Raw genomic sequence first — 19,509 nt, forward strand, 5'->3', positions numbered from 1 at the left:
TGGCATTTTGTTCATCAACTGGGCTTATATAAGGTGAATTAACATGATGTTCTCTGACAGATTTACGAACAGAAATAGGGTCGCCATCTTCCATAAATGCAAAAAAGTCATAAGTAAAAGTCGTTCCGGGAACAGCTAAAGTATCGCCTTGCGTATTACCCGAAGAATCAATCTTTCCGCAGACTGCAATTTTGGTTACCAAACCTAAAGCGTTAAATTCAGTTCTCGTTACATTTTCATTTGGATCGGTAAGTTGCCAGGGTGCTAGGAGTCTGTAATCTATCAAGGAGCTTACAGTCATACCGCCAGGATCTGTTACGCTTGTGGGCAGCAAATGATAATCGTCGTATACTATGGTCGTTTCATTGTTGTAAACGTCTCGCTTTGCCAGTACCATCCCGCGTTGGGGAACGCCGATGGTTTGCGTATCGTATTTTAGCTTATCGCCAGAGGCGTAATAACCGTTTAAATGAGGAGTGGTTCCTGTACCATCGTAATAAGAATAGCCAAGTCTTGGGTCTGGTAGACTACTTACAAATTCGGCGGGATAGCTGCTCCAATCGGGCGTACTCCCACCGCTAAATGCAGGAGGAATATTGCTGCCATAGCCTGCCGTGAGTTCTTGAGGCGTTACAATTAGCGATTCGCTGCGAACTAACAAACCATAGCTTCCCAATATACCCAAGTCCTTACCAATAAAGGCCGCGCCATCGTAATAGTTTAGTTGGTGTGAAAGTAAATTTGTTGTGGCATTTCCGTCAAAAGCATTTTCGCGAATGGTAAAAACATCCTGCGATGCAGTTCCGGTAATTTCTTCTGATAGGCTTTGCTTTACGCGATCTACAAAATAAAGTCCCTGAACTTCGTTTTTATAAGCATATTCGCTTGTGCTTAGGACGGCACGATACGGTTCTGCGGGGTCGTAGTAGTGATTGTTACCAAGTTGCCCACCGGTTAATGGGTCTTTGCCGCGAGGTACGGCAATGGAAATGCTTTGTAATACCTGGCCGTATTCATCCAGTTCGCCTGTAAACGAAAATGTTGTTTTTGGGTCTTGGCCACGTTCCCACATGGTTTCACGGGATGAATATTGAAAAGGGAAAAATATGCAACCTGAATTGAGTTTAATCTTTAACTTTTCTATAATAGGATTGTTCTCCGGCTCATCAATATACTTAACTGATGTTTGGGTTTCCTTTACGCTATACGGTCTTTCTCTTCGCTCACTTCCATCCTTGGCAAACAGTTCAGAACGAATGGCAGAACCTCTCAAAGTTCGCAAAGCATCGCGTCGCCCCCTTCGTGTTAGTGTTCTCAAAAGCGCATTAAACTCTGAAGGGCGTTCTAGTATGGAAGGATCCTCAGCCCAAAATTCATCGCGGGTATCCAACTCACCCCAATCTCCATTTGGTAGTTGAATAGGCCCTAGATTAAACCAGTTTTTGGTGTAAACCGGTGGACTGTAAGATTCAGGACTCACGCTATCATAATTTTCATTTAGAACGAGCGAATCTTCGTTATAAGCTTCAAAAGTTTCGGTATCAAATTGATCAACACGACCAAAACCTCGAAATTCGCGTTCTACTCCGTCCCAATACCCATGGTGATAGAAGTAGCGAGTCACCAACTTATTTTGTGAAATACGGTCTATGGCCTCAACCTTCGAAACTGTAAGAACAGGGAAAGGGAGGGTTGTTTTTTCGAAGCAGGTAGATCCTACAATAGGGGAAATTTTCAAGCTTTCGCCATAGAAATTTATGAGATAAAATTCTGTTGCTGGTCGACTTGTTTTACTCACTTGGTTTTTGCTCTTATCGCTGTTTATCTGCCTTTAGTTTCGGCAGACGCAATATACGCATTTTGAGTAATATCATATTTGCCGCCTTTAGAACCCACTGTTCGGACGGCTCAATGACCCCCGAAATGGGGGCGGGATGGGGCAAAGGGAAAAAGAGAGAGAAAAAAGGGCGGAAAGGCATGAAGGGAAAGGCTTTGCAAGCAAACTCTGGCACACCCCCGTATATTTGAATACTGTCTGTTGCTGAAGCCTGTGGCTCTATTTCCAAAAGAAATAGCTCTACATCTACTAAACTTCTATAGGTCACAACTCGAATATGTGACGATGTCACGTTTTGGAATTTTAATTTCAACGTCCCATAAGGCTAATAGCGTTTGCAGCCCCGTAAACTCAAAATAGTATATAAATGAAAAACCCAATAATTCTCATTAGGGCGATTTAAATACTTTATGAAGTTAAACATATTCTTAACCCAAACCAATATTTATCTTTGTGGCGAATTTTTAACTCAATCTATATTGTATTTTATTCTAGGTCAGGGTCTGGCTGGAACCTGTCTCGCGATTCGATTTCATGAAAAAAACATTCCATTTCAAATTTTTGATAATGGGTATAAATCATCAAGCTCTATCGTTGCCGCCGGTCTGTGGAATCCCATCGTTTTTAGAAGAATTACCAAAAGCTGGCGTGCCGATGAGCTGACACGAAGTGTACGTTCTTTTTATCCCCATATGGAGTCTGTTTTGGGGGTTTCCTTTTTTCATCCCTCCGAAAATATTCGCTTTCATTCATCGCCTCTTGAGCGAGATGAATGGAGTGAAAAAAGATACGATCCAGAATTTGAAGATTATTTATTTGCAACCGACCTACTTGAGAGCAATCTGCATATTACGAAAAGAGAAAACGGATATGGATTGGTTAAGCAAACCGGGAGTATCAACCTGCCTGTTTTTCTCAATTCTGCACGGAGCTTTTTTAAGAATCACGGTTATTTAATTTCCCGCCAAATTGATTTGCCTGATTCGGTAGAGGGAATGCTCAATTACAGTATTGATGGGATGAGTCCTGAAAGAATTATAGATTGTCGCGGCTCAAAAGCAGCCACATCACCCTGGTGGAATTACCTACCATTTAACCTTTCAAAAGGTGAAGTGCTCACCATAAGCTGCCCGGGTTTAAATTTGGACAACACTTTGAATTCAGGTGTGTTTGTGCTGCCTCTAGGAAATGATCATTACCGAGTTGGGGCAACATTCTCTTGGGAAGATATAAATCCGGAACCCACTGATACCGGCCGGAACGAATTAATCGAAAAATTGGAAAAATTAATTGCCCTGCCATTTCAAATTATTAATCACCAAGCAGGTTTGCGACCTTCTGTGGCGGACAGGCGGCCACTAATGGGATCACATCCGGCTTGTAACAAACTTGTAATCTTTAATGGATTGGGCACCAAAGGAGTAATGCTGGCACCCTATTTTTCTGAAACTCTCTGCGCTTTTCTGGTAGACGGTAAAGAATTGGCACACGAAATTGATATTCTGCGCTTTAATAAACGCTACCTGAAATCATTATGAAACTTTAAAGATTAAGTATCGTAAAATTGGTGTGTTAAAAATACCCATTTAATACGAGTAGCCGGATGTGTTAAGCCGGAAACTCCCGAACTTAAACTTATTTATTTTGAAAACGCTCCTTCGTTTTTATTCAATCCTGAGCCGTTCAGCAGCAGCCTACTTTGGCAGCAGCCTAGATTCAAACCAAGTTGCGATTGGTTCAAAACCGTTCGGACGATCCAGTTTTTTTCGTAAATTTTTAATAGCTCTATCGCCATTAGCGATACGGTTTAAGACCGTTTATGCAATTCAGCAGACTCATTCTAATAGAGTATACCCAGACTTCAAGGCGTTCCGATTTTTAATTGAAAATTGGGTTGCCACGCTTCATAGAATACTCAAATTACGCAGTTTACTTTTCATCCCGTATTTCGGAAATGTCGTAAAGATTGATTATGTAGATAAAGAACCCACTACAACCTGTTAGCATTTAATGATTAAGAATTTAGAATAAAAGATTAATAAAGCTAATTTGGTAGGTTAAACCAATGAGTCTGTTGTGAAAACTAAGAATTGTATTGCCATAATTTTGATAATGATAACAAACAGCGTATCCGTACTGGTTGCTCAGGCGCCTCAGCTCATTAACTACCAAGCAATTGCTCGAAACAGCAATACAGGTGTTGAACTGTCTGATCAAGGCGTATTTGTATCATTAAAAATTTTAAACGGTGGCCCAAATGGAAGCATTACTTACCAGGAAGATCATACTAATATAGAGACCAACCGGTTTGGATTGTTCTTTCTCTCCATCGGTGGAGGGATTCCGGTAAGTGGAACTTTCGCAAACATCAACTGGTCTAATGGCGATTACTGGCTTCAGATAGATATTGATGCTGGCAATGGTCTTGAAACAATGAGCAGTATGCAATTTGTCTCAGTACCTTACGCACTTCATGCCGAAACGGTATCCAATGCAGACGATGCCGATGCAGATCCAGAAAACGAACTCGTAAGCGCCATTGAGTTCAACACGGGTAGCGGTGTCTTTTCTTTGATACAACCTGGCTCAACACTAACTCAAGATTTATCGGCACTGATTAACGACGCCGACGCAGATCCGCAAAATGAGCTCGTAACATCTATTGCATTTAATCCGGAGAATAATGTTTTTAGCCTTGTTCAGCCGGGTTCTGTCTTAACACAAGATTTATCAGCTCTGATTAGCGATGCAGACGCTGACCCCGAAAATGAACTCGTAACGTCCATTGAATTCGACACCGAAAACAATATCTTTTCACTCGTGCAGCCGGGATCTACACTAACCCAGGATTTATCAGCTCTAATAAACGATGCGGACGCTGATCCTGAAAACGAGCTTGTGACCGACATTGATTTTAATTCAGCCAATAATACTTTTACTTTAACTCAACAAGGCGGTTCTCTCAGTGAAAATTTATCTGCACTAATAAACGATGCAGACGCTGATCCTGAAAACGAAGCCATTACAAGTGTAACACTTTCTGGTACGAACTTAATTATTAACGAGGTTTCAGATTTCACAGTGAGTTTAAGCCAGCTCGTAAATGATGCAGATGCTGATCCCGAGAACGAAAAAATTTCATTATTGGAATTGGTAAATGATACAATTTTCCGAATTCACGAAGGTGACGAAGTTTATGAGATCGATTTTGGTTTACTAAAACGAGATATGGACTGGCGTATTTCCGACGACGGTCAGACTATTTCTAACTTCGGAACCAAGGTGGGAATAGGAACAACGAGCCCAGCAAGTACACTACAGATAAATGGGTCGGTAGGGTATAAGACCACTTTGCTGACTAATTTTCTGGGCTCCATGACCTATACAGTTACACCAACCGACAATATTCTTGTATGTACTATGGCTCAGTCTAATTCAAACAGCATTACGTTAAATATGCCCGACGCCATCACCTGCAGAGGTCGCTCCATAACCATCAGAAAAACCGGGACTTCGCCCATTTTGGCATCGGTAACGATAGAATTCGGATCAGATTTATTAGATTTTAGTAATGTAGATTACAATATGAACAGCACTCAAAGAGAAACAGTAACTTTTATTTCTCTTGGAATGGCGGGATGGACAAGAGTTTACACTGATTAAAAGATGAAAAGAACACTACTCATTGCATTCGTTTTTTTCAGTTCTCTGGCTTACAGCCAAATTGAACTTAGCCGACAGGTAATAGGTAGCCTAGGCCAGTCAGAAACAATCTATGGTGATGTAGATATTTCAGCAACAGCGGGTGAAGCAATTGTACAAACAATTTTTAGTGATTCGCTTACGCTAACGCAGGGATTTCATCAACCGGCATTTAAAGGATTTTTAGACTTTTCGATATCCATAACAGATGCTTTATGTCCAACATCTACAGATGGTTTTGCCAGTATTACAGAACTCGTTGGTTGCAAGCCCCCCTACTCTATTTTGTGGAGTAACGGATCAAAAACAAATGAAGCAGAAGATTTAGGCCCTGGATTGTATTCGGTAACAATTACTGCGGAGCAATGCGTATTAACCAAAACTTTTGAAGTATTCTCTCAACCACAATCTTTGTGCGATCTTAAATTTTTTAATGCTTTTTCGCCCAATGACGACGGCACCAATGACACCTGGGAAATAGAAAATATTGAGAGCGGCGATTATGATAATAATAGAATTGAAATATACAATCGGTGGGGACAGATGATTTGGGAAGGTGAGAAATATGACAATAAGGATGTAGTGTGGAAAGGTGAATCTCAAAATGGGCAGGCGATTCCCGCTGCTACCTATTTTTACATTGCCACGGTAAACGAAGTAGTTTATAAAGGCTACATAGAATTAACGCGCTAATGAAAAAAATATACCTATTAAGTATTTTCGGATTATTTAGCGTCGGCCTATTCGGTCAGCAGCATGGTATTTACAGTCAGTATATATTTAATTTGTTCGCTGTAAATCCCGCCTATGCCGGCGAGCGCGATGCACTCTCTACGGCACTGAGCTATCGCACGCAATGGGTGGGTTTTGAAGGCGCACCAAAAACACAAAATTTTTCAATTCACAGCCCCTTGCCCAAAAACAACATGGCTGTAGGCTTAACTTTTCAAAACGATCAAATAGGCGCTCGAAGCATTCCCTCCGTTATGGCTGCTTTTTCATATAAAGTGAAAATCAACAGGTCAAGTCATTTATCTTTCGGTTTACAGGGTGGAATGCTCAACTATCAATACCACTGGGAAAAATTAGAATACCGCCAGGGACTAGACCCCGTAGCATTTGGAACAGATGGAAATAAATGGGTGGCAAATTTCGATTTTGGAGTAATGTACGTTACACCTAAAGCCTATGTGGGTTTAAGTGCGCTGAGCATTAACGATACCAAAACTATCCCATCAGAAGCGAGCGATGCCAGGCTTAGCACGGTTTATAATTTAATAGCAGGAAAAATGTTTCGTGTTTCGCGCGAAGTATTTTTAAAGCCGAGCACTATTGTTCGCGTAAGCGAAGACGGACCATTTCAATTTGATTTAAATATGAGCACCATGTTTAAAAACAAATATTGGATTACAGCAACTTACAGATATAATTATGGTGCGGTTTTGTCTGCCCATATTTATGTAAATGATCAATTCCATTTCGGATATGCTTACGATCTTCCGCTTAATGGTTTGCTGGCCGAACAAAGCGGAACCCACGAACTCTTTATCGGTTACGATTTTAATATTTATAAGAAAAAGTCGGTTTCTCCGCGTAATTTCTAATGCGCTATCTATTCACATATCTGTTTCTTATTAGCTGCTACATTGGTTTTTCTCAAACGCAGGTAAACATCTGTACTGGCGCTGAGGCCGGTGAAAACGCAGCCACTCTTTGCGATAAAATAAAATGCCTTTACGAGACTGGTAAATTTGTAGAAGCTTATAGCGCCCTAATGGTTTTGGGTAACGATAAATGCTCCGAGAGCCCAAATCAGTTGGCTATCGCCAATACGCTTGCAGCAAACAATCGTTTTACGGAAGCTCTTACTGTTTTAGAAACCCTTGCTAAAGATTCAAAATATAGGGAAGAAGCTCAATTTGAAATAAATAGAATATCCAGACTCAAAATACTGGCCGATCAAAAAACCGGAACATACATTCAAAACCTCATTGCTGTCAATACCCAATACAATGATCTGGTGGCTTTTCAAATTCTCGATTCGATGTTTTGTCTTTACGACAAAACGGATACCATTAGCTATTTTCCACGAATAGAAACGCTCAAAGGGCGCTTTCATTTTCCACAAGGAAGCATGGCTGAGCTCTATTTTGGTGAGTCTTTTTTTGGATGGGAAAACTACGCTGATATAAGCGCCGGTTTTGCGTTTGAAGACTCTTTGATATTTCTGTCAGTATTGCCTCAGAGTGCATTTAACGGAAATAATGCTTTTGAAATAATTTGCATCGGCAAGACGCGCAAAAAGGAGATTCGCAAAATGAACCTCTCCGTAAAAGACTTTAATATTATGCACCCGGCCACAGTAAACTCCACGCTTTACTTCAGCAGCGATATGGAAGGCGGATATGGTGGTATGGATCTGTACAAAGTTGATTTTAATAAAGATGGCTACGGAATATTCACAAATCTGGGTGCACAAATAAATACTGCCGACGATGAAGTTTTTCCAGCTATAAGCGGCGATTCTATCTTTTTTGCATCTAATAGAAGAGACCTTGGGTTTGGAGGACTTGATTTATACAAATCATCGCTTATAACTCCTTATTCTATAAACTTAGGCGTTCCGGTTAATACAGCTTACGATGACTTTAGACCCACTGCAATAGAAGGAAAAATAAAATATTTCATGTCAAACAGAGATGGTGGAAAAGGCGGTGATGATATTTACAGCGTAAAATTTGTTGAAGCACAAACTTTCTTCCAGAATCTTGTAGGACGAATTAATGCACAAGGACAAGATTTATCTGCCATTATTATCCAGATCACCAGCGCTGATGGTACTTTTTCTAAAACCACATCGCTCGATAAGGATGGTTCATTCTCCTTGGCGCATATCAAGGGACTTGAAAGTTATGAGATATCTGTTGTGGATGGGGATTTGCCCGAGGGATCAAAACTCGCTTTATTTGGAGATGAGGGAAATGTAATCAAAGAAGTACCAATGAGCGCAACAGGACAGTTTAAATTTGAGTTGCTTACGCCAATGGACTACTTTTTGGAACGTGTTGAAAACAACGATGAGAGTGTTTTATCTGTAGATATTCTCGGCATGATAGATAGTGAAGATCTTCCAGACGAAGGGTTTAAAATTTACCTGGAAGACAGTGATGGCGAGCTGATTGGAATGGCGGTAACAGACGAAAATGGAAACTTCATTTTCAAATCTGTTAAGCCCGATGAAAAATATGTTATCCGCAGTAAAGTTACCGATCCCAATGCGGTGATAAATATTGTAGGAAAAGATGGGGAGGTAATATCCTCTATTAAACCAACTGGTACAGGCGAGTTTGCATATGTACGCTTATCCGATGCCAATCGTATAATAACACTAACAAACGAATCTCAGCAAAAGGTAAAGGTGGCAGATAATGAGCTATTTAATCTACCTGTGCTCTATTTTGAGTACAACGATGCCAAGCTGACAACAGAAAGTGAGAAAAGCCTTTCTAAACTCGTCGTATTACTCGATAAAAACCCAACAATTTCATTAGAGCTTTCCGGATTCACTGATTCACGTGGACCGGCAGCATATAACCTTACGCTATCCCAAAAACGAATTGATGCCGTAGTTCAATTTTTACAATCACAGGGTGTTGGCGCAAGCAGACTCGTGGCCAAAGGTTATGGAGAAACAAAATTGCTTAACAAGTGCGCTGATGGAGTGGAATGTACTGAAGAGGAACACGCCATAAACAGACGAACAGAAATTAGAATATACCAACCTTCCGAGCCATAACCCCGGCTCTAATTTTTAAAGATATGGATTCCCCAAAAAGACTCAAATCAACTGCATTTTATCGTATTTCCATTTTTATAATGGTTCTGATCGGTTTATCTTTTACCGCAAATGCACAGATAAAAAAAGGCGAAAAACTGATGGATCAGGGTGCTTATTCCGAAGCAATAAAGCCACTAAGAAAAGATTTTGAAGGTAAGGATCGCAATATTAATGCAGGAATTTTACTCGCTAAATGTTATTACCAACTTAGAGATTATCAAGAAGCGGCCGATGTGCTCTCACAGATAGATCCTGCAGAAATTTCAGCTGCTGACGATCGCCGTTTTCTTTCAGACGTATATATCGTAAACGACGATTATTCGTCGGCATACGTAAATCTTATCCAATTGCTTAGCGAAGACCAATCTGACCAAAGAACCATTATATGGCTCGATAAAGTTGGCGACCTAATGAAGTGGGATTCTATTTCGAACTACTCAAGAGCTGATGCTGTAAAAGGAATTAATTCAATTTATAACGAGTACGCACCGTTCTTGTCAAGCGATGAAGAATTATGGTTTGTGAGTGATGTGTCTGGAATTCAAAATGTTTTTCCTGCATCGTTTAATAATCAAAATCTTCATCTCTATTACAAAACAAAACTAAAAAGCAAAAGCCGAAATGAGGTTTCGCGACCCTCTATGCTATTCAAAAAAAGAGATTATTACTACCACGATGGACCAATGACAAATTGGAAAGACAATAAATACGCTCTTACACTGCGTGATATTGATGCGCCAAATGGCAAACTTGGAATCTATTTCTCAACCTTATCAGGAGCCGAAGATGACATTAAACCATTTAAGTACAACGAAAATTATAATACCGGGCATCCCACTTTTACAGATAATGGCAGCCGAATGATTTTTGCATCAGACCGGCCGGGAGGCTATGGCCAAATGGATTTGTGGTATAGCGATTATATTAACGACACCTGGACAGAACCCAAAAACATGGGGCCGGTAATTAACACACCATTCAGTGAAGTTTTTCCAACTTTTTATAAAAGTCGTTTGTACTTTTCTTCAGATCGAACAGACATCGGTTATGGTGCGCTTGATGTGTATTATACTTCAGAAAATGAGGCTTACAATAAGGTCTATAACCTAAGGGCACCAATAAACAGCGCCTACGACGATTTTAGCCTTACTTTTTCGAATACCCTCGAAGGCTATTTTTCTTCAAATAGAAAAACCGGTTTCGGTGGTGATGATATTTACGCATTTACTTACCGCCCTGAGATAATTGATATTAAAGAAAGTAAATTCGAGTTTTTATCTGCACAAATCCCCGAAGGAATACTTATCCAGGTTTTTGACAGCAATGATTCTCTAATAACCAGTGCCACAACTACTGATCAAAATTCCTTTTCGATAAGCGATTTACAAACGGGTGAAAATTATAAAATGAAGGTGGCTGATAAAAGCATTTCTAAAGATGTCAAGATCAGACTTTTATCAGAAGGAGGGAAAGAAGTAAATTTATTTGCGCAATCAGGAGATCAGGTTTATCCATTTGAATTAACGGGTGTAAATGAAGTATTTGAAGAGGAACCCCTTTCAGAGACCGAGTTGCTTACTTATGCAATTATGGGTAAAATTATCGCTGAAAAGGGAACACAAATAAATGGTATTCCAGTTTCTCTTAAAAATTCTGGCGGAACTGTTTTGGGCAAATCGAAAACCGCCCAGGACGGTACTTTTAAGATTGATGGAGCTACAACCGGTGAAAAATACACTATTGAGACGGAAGGCTTAAATGTGTATCACGAAATTGATATTTATGGCAGCTCGGGAGCCATTACTCAATCGCTGGTGCCAAGTGGCCAAAACAGATTTGCCTATACACGAGCAGCTGCACCGGCATTGTGGATGGAAACAAAATCTATAAGTGTTCCAAATGTCTTTGCAATCGTTCTAAACAATGAATCCGTTGAAGGCGAAACAATTACCCTTTACGACGAGAAAGATCAAGAAATTATGAAACCCGACATAAATGATGATGGTTTTATGAAGCTTGACACCATGCGTACCGGAAAGGCGTACCGCCTCAATATGCCGAAACGAGACCTAGCAATGGACGATAGACTCGTAATCTTAGACGGAAATGGAGACACATCGCAAACGGTAAGACCTTTTGATGCGAATAACTTCTTTTTTGAATACCTGATTTATAAAGATTACGGTCAATCTGATGCAGAACAAGAGGCATTGGCAGCTATAAATAAGTCAATGCTCGGGGCAGACAATACAGGACAAACCTACAAAGCCCGAATTAAGAATTATGACCTTCCGGGAAATACTTCTTTTGTATTGAGATCGATGGATGGCACGCGCAGCGAAACCGTATACAGCAATAGCAAGGGCGTAATTATTATGAATAACATTATAGAAAATCTGGATTACGAGCTGGAATTAACAGACACCACCTTTTCTGAAGAAAAGGATATTGAACTTTTTGACGAAAAGAATTCCATCGTTTATGATGGATCGAGCGAAAAGAAAAAAGTATTCAGATTCAGCATCTTGGATGGATTGAATTCCGATTTGGACAAAATAGATATTAAGGACGAGAGCATACTAAAATTAAATATCGCCGGAAGGCTGGAGAGCAAAAATTCCAACAATGCTCAGATGACCATCTCAGATAAAAATGGCAAATTGATGACTCAGAGCTATGCCAGTAATAAGGATCAGTTTAGTTTAAATGATATTACTCCAATGTCGTCATACATCATTACCATGTCAGATGCCGATCCGAATGCAGTATTGGTTCTGAAAATTCCGGATAGCAAAGATTCTCTGAGGGTAAAGCGAAGCAAGGATGGAAAATTTTATGTAAATATGAATGCTTCCACAAAACCTGAACTTACCCTTATTGATAAAAATAAGGAGAAAGTACAAGTACGAGAAGGTGCGCGATTTGCTCTGCCAGCTGTTTACTATGGCTTTAACAGTTATTACTTAAAACTCAACAGCAGGAATTCATTAGACAAACTGGTGACCCTTTTAAAAGACAATCCTGAATTACGGGTTGAAATTCAATCGCATACTGATTCTCGTGGACCTGCGAATTACAATAATATGCTTTCACAGAAAAGAGCTGATGGAGTGGCCGATTATTTACAAAAATCAGGTATTAAAGCAGACCGCCTCGTGCCAAATGGAAAGGGCGAAACCGAACTTACGAACAGATGTAAAGACGGTGTAAATTGCGATGAGGACGAGCATGCGGCAAATCGTAGAACTGAATTTGTGATATTGGGAAACAATAAAAAGTAATTTGTTTAATTTTAAGGCAAAATTCAGCACTATGAAGAAGCCTTTTAATTTACAAAAGTGGATTGATGAAAACCGAAATCTGCTAAAGCCACCGGTTGGAAATAAAAATCTCTATCCTGAAGGTTCTGATTTTATCGTGATGGTCGTTGCCGGTCCTAACGCCCGAAAAGATTACCACTACAACGAAACAGAAGAGCTTTTTTATCAGCTGGAAGGGGATATCAATGTGCGCATTCAGGAAGATGGAAAGGCTGTTGATGTGCCAATACATGCCGGAGAAATGTTTCTATTGCCTGCAAAAACTCCACATTCGCCAATGCGAAGTGAAGGCTCAATAGGTCTTGTATTAGAAAGTGTTCGCCAAGGGCAAGATCTTAAAGATGGCCTGCTTTGGTTTTGTGACAACTGCAATCATAAGCTTTACGAAACTTATTTTCCATTAACCAACATTGAAACAGATTTTCAGCCGCGATTTAAAGCGTTTTACGAAAGTGAAGAGCTACGTACTTGTGATAAGTGCGGTACTGTTATGGAAGTGGATGAACGATTTGTGTAGGCTTTCTCTCCCTTACGGGCTTCTTTAAGTCTAAATCTATCAAGGGGGAAGGTCTTTTTTCTTTCAACTCAAAACACCCCGAACGTATGAAACGTCTTTTTATAGTATTCGTCCTATTTTTGACAACCACAACTGTCTATACCCAAGACCCACTCGACTCCGGCTGGCTTTGGGCAGAGCGTGGTGGTAGTGGTGGTAGTTTTTCGTATGGACAATTTGACAATAAGTATGAGCGTGTTGTAGATGTAGCCGTGGATGGCGATAACAATTACTACTACCTTGCCGAAGTAGGTGGCTATGCTTTTGAGTTTGGCGATATGGAGTTCGAGTCCTATAATGATAATGCTAATAAGAAGGATATTTTTGTTTTTTCAACTGACAGTGAAGGGATTTATCGATGGGGTAAAGTGATTGGAGGCGGAGCAGAAGACTTCGCGGCTTCGTTAGTTACAGACCAAATGGGAAATATTTATATTAGTGGAACTGTCTTTAATTTGGGTCAGACCCCTGTTCATTTTGATATGGATACAATTATGGATGCTTATTCTTTTGAGCCAAGCCCTTCGAATAAAGCAGCTTTTTTGATTAAATATGATAGTGAGGGGAATTTTCAATGGTTGCAGCAACCTGAAGAAAATGCCGTTATGGGGCGTAGTGGAGCTTTTGTAAAGACAATTGTTATGCCAAATGGGCAAACTCATAGCTTAGTATGGATAGGGCAGGGTAATTACTTTAATGATAATTTAATCGTAAATGAAGGCCAAGTGAAGTTTGTTATTCTAAAATATGACAGCGATGGAAATTTAGAAGGCTTTATCCCATTAGATATGAAACCCAATGGTCAGTTTAGTTCTGACTTTTACAACTACCAATTCGCCTACGACCACAACTTAAACCAGTATTATATTGCAGATACCTATCGACTCTCCGTTGATCCTGATGATCCATTGAGTATAAATGGCTATGGGGTCGACACACCAAACAAAGCGTTTTATCTCGCAGCCGTAGATAACCAAGGTGAAGTTGTGTGGTATCATGAGAATGAAAAAGTTGGAAGCTATGTTCTGGGTGACCTTCAGATAGATGATACAGGCGATATTTACATAACGGGTTATTTAAGTGCAGATCAAGGGCCAGATAATTTTGCTGGTTTTGTATTTGATCCTGAAGGAACCAACTCAGGGAAACAAGACCCGTTTTTGGTAAAATTAAACAGCGATGGCAATCTACTTTGGAGTACTAATGCAAACCTTTTTTCTCCCTTTCTCGGTCAAAGTATTGTTGTAGATGGTAACAATGTTTATCTTGGTTTGGGTATGGTAAATAACACTTGGGACGGGCTTGAAGTTCCAGGGCCAGTGCAGCAAGGTCTTATTCCCGACATCCAAATCATCCGTTTCGATGCAGAAACCGGTGTAGCCCAGGAAGTAATTAGCAACAATGCAATTACCCCTACACGAGATGCCATTATGGCCATGGCTTTAGACAACAATGGCGATTTGGTAGTAGGCGGTTACTTTGGCAGCACTCTTTTTGGAGGTACAGATTTACAAATTCAAAACACAGGTCCCGACAGCGACTTTTTCATTGCCAAATACCAACCCCAGGATACAGGCGTAGGCATCAATGAAGCGTCGGTTTTAAATAAGATAAAAGTTTACCCAAACCCTACATCGGGTATGTTAAACCTTCAAAGCCAGGTTGCTTTAACAAGCTATACGCTCTTCGATTTACAAGGCCGGATAGTAAAACAAGCCAGCTTAGCTACAAACCAGGTTGATCTCTCCGGATTAGAAAGTGGGGTTTATGTTTTGGGTGTGCGTGGTGTTGATGGAAATGTTTGGAATACGAAGGTGGTAATCGAATAACAAAGTAGCAGCGTCGATTTATCGCGCTGCATTGAATAATGTTCGTCCCACACCGGAAATTTGGTGCGTCGATTTATCGCGCTGTCATTCCTTAACGTCGTCGGGGTATAAATTAAAATCGTAATTTAGTTGTACCATTAAACGAGTGAGACAGTAAAAATTTTGTTTCGTGCCGACTCCCTTTAGGGCAGGGGCGAAAGATCTCGTGTTCGCCCCGACCCTAGAGGGAGTTTACATCTCGGTATAAGTCAAGTTGTTCATTTAGATAAAAGAGAAATTTGTGCGCGCGTACGTGCTGACACCCTTCTGGGCTGGGTCTGTGGGAAGGGTTTGTAGCATTTTGGTACAAAATAAAATTGTAAACGAGTGAGACAGTAAAAATTTCCAATTGTTACGTATTCGAACTCATCCCAACACGCCTTAGCGTCGTCGGGGTGAACTTAAAAAAGTGTATTTTAGATGTTCGATTAATATTAGATCAAGTGAAGATATTCTTATCCAAACGACTTTGTGCTTGTTCCACAACTCCTTCACCGCAACAAAGTTACATGTCCTTTCAATTCAAAATAATCGCCTTGCAGTTCACGAGCTACAATGCGATATTGATACAAATCTGCAGGGCAATAAAATTCGCCATCGCGACGCGAACCATTCCAGCCATCGTCAATATTTTCCGACATAAATACTAAGCCTCCCCAACGGTCATAAATCTCCATTTTAAATTCTGAAATATCCACACCTTCGGCCTTAAACACATCGTTGAGCCCATCCTCATCAGGGGTGAATGAATTAGGAACATAAATATTTCCACGAATATTTACCCTTACCGAATCTCTTTCCACGCATCCATCGGGGCTAACGATGGTGGCATAAAATGTAGTGTTTTCGGGCGGGCTGGCGTAAGGATAGTTGCACTCCAGGCAGCTCAGGTATGGTGAATAATCCCAGGTAATGGGATAAATGCTAAAAGATTCAAGTGCTACGCCTTCGCCAAAGTTCAGGATATGGTCGTTGCCTGCTCTTACAATGGCTCTGGGAAATAGCCTCAGAAACTTTGATTCTGTAGCGTAGCATCCCAGCGAATCAAAACCGGTAACGGTAATTGTTGCGCTTGACTCGATAATGGCTTGGGCAGGATTTACTTTTGAATTTATAAACAGCTCTGCCGGTTGCCAGATATATGAATCGGCACCAAATCCTGTTAAGGTAAACCGTTCATTGTAGCATACAAGAGAATCTACATTGATGGAAACTGCGATTTCATTTACAAGAACAGATATCTCCAAAACATCGCTTCCGCATGAATTTGTGCCTGTAACAGTATAGGTTCCACTGTGAATAGGGCTTGCAATCGGATTATGAATGTTGGCGTAGTTGAGCCCCGTCGGCGGACTCCACGAATATTCTGATGCTCCGCTCACACTTAAATAAACAGCTGCGCCATTGCATGATACATATTGGGTTTTCCCATCTAAAACTGGCGCAGGAGGCAATACATTTATGGAGATTTCTTCGGTTACATCACACCCTTCGAGACTGGTAATCAATACTTCATAAGTTATATTTTCCAGCGGACTGGCAACGGGGTTAGCAACATCTGCTGCACTTAGCCCGGTAGCTGGAGACCATAAATACGTATCGCCGCCTGTTGCCTGTAGTTGAACGGATTCGCCCGGGCATATTTCCTGGTCTTCAGAAACAGAAATATCCAAACTACCAACAATTACATTAACTGTTTCAGTAACAGTTCCGCATATCGTTGAGCCGCTAACAGTGTAATCCTGACTTGTGTTTCCGAAAAATACCGGATTTGGAATATTGGCAGAACTCAATCCGGTTGTGGGCGACCAAAGATATTGCGTAGCCGTCCCCGTAGCGTTTAATTGCACTGTTTCCCCAGGGCAAATTGGTTCCGGATTTTCAGTTTCTATTTCGGGTAGTTCGGCTACTTCTACAGTTACGGTCGTAGAATCTGGGGTAAGGCAACCCTGACTATCTTCGGCATAGAGTTTTATGGTATAAGTTCCGGGGTCATCAAAACTATATGTCGTCTCTTCGTCGGTTGTCGTAAATCCATCGCCCATATTCCATAAAAAAGTATCGGCTCCAACGCTTTGATTTACGAGATTAAACACATCGCCCGGACAAACGATATCTGGTGCATCTATCTCTGCAACAGCATTCACAGACGATAATTTAAACTTCATTACTGCTAGGTTACACAAGCTGCTTCCATTGGTTTCTGACCAAACGCCGGGCTGGGTTGGAAAATCACTATTGCCAAAGCACCCTGCACAAACGGCCTGATATACGGTGCCGTTCTTATCAAATCTACTCGTTCCGCCATCTACGTGCTCTGCGCTTTCGCTTCCGCCAAAAAATGTTCCGTAAACCAAGTCTGTTGCATCAGATTCCAGAACCATCAGATAAAAATCATCGCCATCTGTACCTGTTTGAAATGCATTGCTGGTGGTCGGTAGAATATTGGTTGATCCCGAATTATTTAATGCTCCACCCCACCCGCTGAGATAAATCTGGCCACAGGTAGTAACCAAAAAAGCAGAAGGCGAAATATCAACCCCGCCTGAACCTGAACCAACTTCTGTACTCCAGATAGATGCAGTAAGATCGGGAGTGAATTTTTGAACGTACTGTCCGCTATTGGGATTACTGTAAACCCCGTCGCTAATAGGATAAGAGCCGAGAGACTGACCAATTACATATACGAAACCGTCGGTATCTAATTGAACGAAATAATTCTGGTCAAACTCATCTGTCCCATTATAAGTGCAAGCTAAAAGTTGTGATCCATCGGCAGAAACATGTCCAATATATCCATCAACTCCTCCTGCTTTAATCGCTTGGTAAGCTCCCGGAGTAGTGGGCAAAGTAGTACTAGTAGTCCCTCCGGTAAAATAAACACTATTGTCATCGGCAAGTTGCAAGCTCACGGCAGAATCTGAAAAATTTCCACCTGTGTAAGTTGACCAAATAAGATTTTGCAAATTGGACGAAAGTTTAAAAACCACTCCCGAAATAATACCTCCTAAGGAAGATGCATATCCATTTACGATTGGAAAATTTCCCGAAGAGGTAACAGATGCTACGTAGGCGTTCCCTGCATTGTCAATCACAATTTCTCCCCGAAACTTATCGCCATAATTATTTTCCAGAACAGTTCCTGCGCCCAGTCCATCATTTGAAGTACCGCCTATAAATGTGCTCGCAGCAATAGCGCTTCCATCAGCGTTGAGCTTGGTAACAAAAATATCGCTTCCGTTTTCGTACGTATATCCGGCAGCGGTTGTAGTACTACCACCGTTATGTGATGACTGATAAGCTCCTGCAGTAACCGGGAAGTTTTGCGATGATGTGGTACCCAGAATATAGAGCTCACCATTTTCGCTAACCACAATACTATGTGGAGATTCATTTCCGGTGCCACCCAAGTAAGTGCTATACAAAAGATCAGTACCTTCTGAATTGAACTTACTAATTCCACAATCTACGGTTCCAAATCCAAAATTTACTTGTAAAGCACCCGGCTCAATCGGATACCCAAAGCCAAATACCACTGCACCCGCATATAGATTCCCATCATCATCGTAGCTGGCAGTAAAACCAAAAGAACTGCTAGTACTGCCAATATAGGATGAGAATGCAATTTCAGGATCAATTATCAGCTCACGTGATTTATCATAACCCTTTGGAAACTTATAAGTAATAATATTTCCCTTCAATGAAAATTTACATGGCACTTCTTCAATATTACCCTCTTTATCAAGCTGATAAGCAAAAGGAGCCACTTCTGTGAAATCGCCTACACTTGTCTCTGCGATTAGCGCTCCATTTCTAATAAAGAGTTTATTATGTCCAGAAAATTCTACTTTGATAAGTTCAGGATTCGCATTTGGGGCAAGAATAAAATCATATTTCAAATTGCTTTGGTTAGCGCCAAACTGCACGTCGATGTTGGGATAAATATTCGGTATTTTCACACGATCGTAAGACCGTACGTTTGCTGCCCACTTTGAGGGATCATTTCCAATAAAGAAATTTTCGGTAGTGCGGGTATCTCTGCCTGTTATTGCTTTTTGACTTAAATCGGCTCCCAGAAATTTCATTTTAAGCGTATGCGCTTTTCCAATCGGGTCAGCGTCGGAATTTCCAACCCAAGAATGCAATTTTTCGTAAAAGTCGCTTTCAACCATCATCAGCGTAAAGCCATCTCTATCAATATAGCCAATGGCTCCTCCGCTCTCGGTTTTAAACAATACATTTTCATGCCACTGACCTTTATTTTCTGTGTAGCGCGGATTGCCTGCACTTACGTGAATAGACATAAATCCCAGACAAATAATCATGAGAAAAAAATGGCGCACTCCCTGCATTAGATAAAATTACACAATTATGACGAGCACTGGGTC

The 19,509-nt window shown here is 40.8% G+C and carries 10 protein-coding genes; 8 read left to right on the forward strand and 2 right to left on the reverse strand.

Annotated features, from left to right (window positions below; translation table 11 throughout):
* The coding region (locus tag G3O08_RS16410) for a toxin TcdB middle/N-terminal domain-containing protein (protein ID WP_204336910.1) at nucleotides 1-1,798 on the reverse strand (1,798 nt) is incomplete at its 3' end.
* 449 nt (nucleotides 1,799-2,247) lie between these two features.
* Between G3O08_RS16410 and G3O08_RS16415 the strand changes: the two genes are divergently transcribed.
* The 8 genes from G3O08_RS16415 (at nucleotide 2,248) to G3O08_RS16450 (ending at nucleotide 15,082) form a co-directional block, all read left to right on the forward strand.
* On the forward strand, nucleotides 2,248-3,375 hold the full coding sequence (locus G3O08_RS16415) for an NAD(P)/FAD-dependent oxidoreductase (protein ID WP_163286544.1): 1,128 nt from the start codon (nucleotides 2,248-2,250) through the stop codon (nucleotides 3,373-3,375).
* A gap of 538 nt (nucleotides 3,376-3,913) precedes the next feature.
* A complete protein-coding gene (locus G3O08_RS16420; RefSeq protein WP_204336911.1) occupies nucleotides 3,914-5,500 on the forward strand; it encodes a hypothetical protein in 1,587 nt (528 codons plus the stop codon).
* A 3-nt stretch (nucleotides 5,501-5,503) separates the two neighbouring features.
* On the forward strand, nucleotides 5,504-6,232 hold the full coding sequence (locus G3O08_RS16425; protein ID WP_163286546.1) for a gliding motility-associated C-terminal domain-containing protein: 729 nt from the start codon (nucleotides 5,504-5,506) through the stop codon (nucleotides 6,230-6,232).
* Entirely contained in the window at nucleotides 6,232-7,143 is a 912-nt protein-coding gene (locus tag G3O08_RS16430; protein WP_163286547.1) for a PorP/SprF family type IX secretion system membrane protein, read from the forward strand. The genes G3O08_RS16425 and G3O08_RS16430 overlap by 1 nt, the downstream gene beginning before the upstream one ends.
* Nucleotides 7,143-9,335, forward strand: a complete 2,193-nt coding sequence (locus tag G3O08_RS16435; protein WP_163286548.1) for an OmpA family protein — start codon at nucleotides 7,143-7,145, stop codon at nucleotides 9,333-9,335. Before G3O08_RS16430 ends, G3O08_RS16435 begins: the two co-directional genes overlap by 1 nt.
* Before the next feature lie 23 nt (nucleotides 9,336-9,358).
* Nucleotides 9,359-12,658 carry an OmpA family protein gene (locus tag G3O08_RS16440; protein WP_163286549.1) on the forward strand — a complete coding sequence of 1,100 codons (3,300 nt, stop codon included), beginning with the start codon at nucleotides 9,359-9,361 and terminating at the stop codon, nucleotides 12,656-12,658.
* A gap of 31 nt (nucleotides 12,659-12,689) precedes the next feature.
* Nucleotides 12,690-13,214 carry a 3-hydroxyanthranilate 3,4-dioxygenase gene (locus G3O08_RS16445; protein ID WP_163286550.1) on the forward strand — a complete coding sequence of 175 codons (525 nt, stop codon included), beginning with the start codon at nucleotides 12,690-12,692 and terminating at the stop codon, nucleotides 13,212-13,214.
* 86 nt (nucleotides 13,215-13,300) lie between these two features.
* Complete coding sequence (locus G3O08_RS16450) at nucleotides 13,301-15,082, forward strand: T9SS type A sorting domain-containing protein (protein WP_163286551.1); 1,782 nt, start codon at nucleotides 13,301-13,303, stop codon at nucleotides 15,080-15,082.
* A gap of 530 nt (nucleotides 15,083-15,612) precedes the next feature.
* Here the strand turns inward: G3O08_RS16450 and G3O08_RS16455 are convergent.
* A complete protein-coding gene (locus G3O08_RS16455; protein WP_204336912.1) occupies nucleotides 15,613-19,473 on the reverse strand; it encodes a DUF7948 domain-containing protein in 3,861 nt (1,286 codons plus the stop codon).
* Nucleotides 19,474-19,509 lie beyond the last annotated feature (36 nt).

Source organism: Cryomorpha ignava, assembly GCF_010686655.1.
Taxonomy (GTDB): Bacteria; Bacteroidota; Bacteroidia; order Flavobacteriales_D; family Cryomorphaceae; genus Cryomorpha; species Cryomorpha ignava.

Bases quoted from the DNA above. Each gene is read 5' to 3' on its own strand.
- G3O08_RS16415 (WP_163286544.1), top strand. From the start codon at position 2,248: ATGAAGTTAAACATATTCTTAACCCAAACCAATATTTATCTTTGTGGC.
- G3O08_RS16440 (WP_163286549.1), top strand. From the start codon at position 9,359: ATGGATTCCCCAAAAAGACTCAAATCAACTGCATTTTATCGTATTTCC.
- G3O08_RS16450 (WP_163286551.1), top strand. From the start codon at position 13,301: ATGAAACGTCTTTTTATAGTATTCGTCCTATTTTTGACAACCACAACT.
- G3O08_RS16435 (WP_163286548.1), top strand. From the start codon at position 7,143: ATGCGCTATCTATTCACATATCTGTTTCTTATTAGCTGCTACATTGGT.
- G3O08_RS16445 (WP_163286550.1), top strand. From the start codon at position 12,690: ATGAAGAAGCCTTTTAATTTACAAAAGTGGATTGATGAAAACCGAAAT.
- G3O08_RS16430 (WP_163286547.1), top strand. From the start codon at position 6,232: ATGAAAAAAATATACCTATTAAGTATTTTCGGATTATTTAGCGTCGGC.
- G3O08_RS16455 (WP_204336912.1), bottom strand. From the start codon at position 19,473: ATGCAGGGAGTGCGCCATTTTTTTCTCATGATTATTTGTCTGGGATTT.
- G3O08_RS16425 (WP_163286546.1), top strand. From the start codon at position 5,504: ATGAAAAGAACACTACTCATTGCATTCGTTTTTTTCAGTTCTCTGGCT.